Raw genomic sequence first — 1,083 nt, 5'->3', positions numbered from 1 at the left:
CTTGGTTTCAAGTAATAACTGCAATCAATTATGCAGCAAGTAAATCTACTCGCTGCCCTAAAAATAATTCATTCGGTGATTTACCACCACGTGTTGCTCGGGGGCGACTATTCAATCGGTTCATTACAAATTGAATCTCTTCATCCGTCACCTTATTAAAGTCCGTTCGCTTTGGAAAATACTGCCTAATCAAACCATTGGTGTTCTCATTAATTCCACGCTCCCAAGAAGCATAAGGATGGGCAAAATAAATACTGACACCCAATTCTTGAGCAATACGCTGATGCTCTGCAAACTCCAATCCATTATCTAACGTTAGTGTCTTCAACCGATCAGCAATCGGTTTCAAGTATTTAATCGCTTCATCAGCTAACTTATTTGCATGTTTGCCGTTGAGACGAATAATAATCGTATACAAGGTTTTCCTTTCTACCATTGTCAATAAGGCACTATGGCGATTTTTGCCTATGATCGTATCTCCTTCCCAATCACCCACTCGTCGACGTAAATCAACAATGGCTGGACGCTCTTCTATACTGACACGGTTTTTCAGCTTACCTCGTCGATCATTGTGTCCGTAACGTTTACGATAGGGCTTAGCTGCAATCCTTAAGTGCGTGTATAAATCACCGCCTTGCGCTTTATCCGTATACACCAGTTGATAAATGGTTTCATGATGCAGTTGTATCTTTTGCCATTGCATTAAATAGTCAACAACTTGCTGAGGGCTTAATTGTTGACGCAGTAAACACTCTATTTGAGCATAGACTTTAGGTGTAACTTTTCTGTATTTTCTGGCCTCTGATCGGCGATTGTCACTTAATTTCTGTGCTTGAGCGGGGCGATAACCTCGCAAGCCTGTATTACGCTTTAACTCTCGGCTAATCGTAGATGGGCTTCTACTCAACAAATGCGATATTTCTTTTTGGTTATGTCCTGCTTTCTTTAAACTGTAAATCTGATATCGTTCGTAATCGGTCAGCTGGGTATAGCTCATTGTGCATTTTCCTTTGGCGAGAAAAATGGCCGACTATACCAGCTGGCCTCTTTTCAAGAAAATTGCACTTATTATCCGAAACCAAG

At 41.0% G+C, this 1,083-nt stretch carries 1 protein-coding gene; it reads right to left on the bottom strand.

Annotated elements, in window-relative coordinates; genetic code table 11:
- Positions 1-28: 28 nt before the first annotated feature.
- Positions 29-997, bottom strand: a complete 969-nt coding sequence (locus ACYQ2C_RS18555) for an IS30 family transposase (protein WP_460104683.1) — start codon at positions 995-997, stop codon at positions 29-31.
- Between the last annotated feature and the right edge of the window lie 86 nt (positions 998-1,083).

It is taken from the genome of Sessilibacter sp. MAH3 (assembly GCF_054658275.1).
Note: the sequence above shows the minus strand (reverse complement) of the source record. Positions and strands in the feature narration are given on the sequence as shown.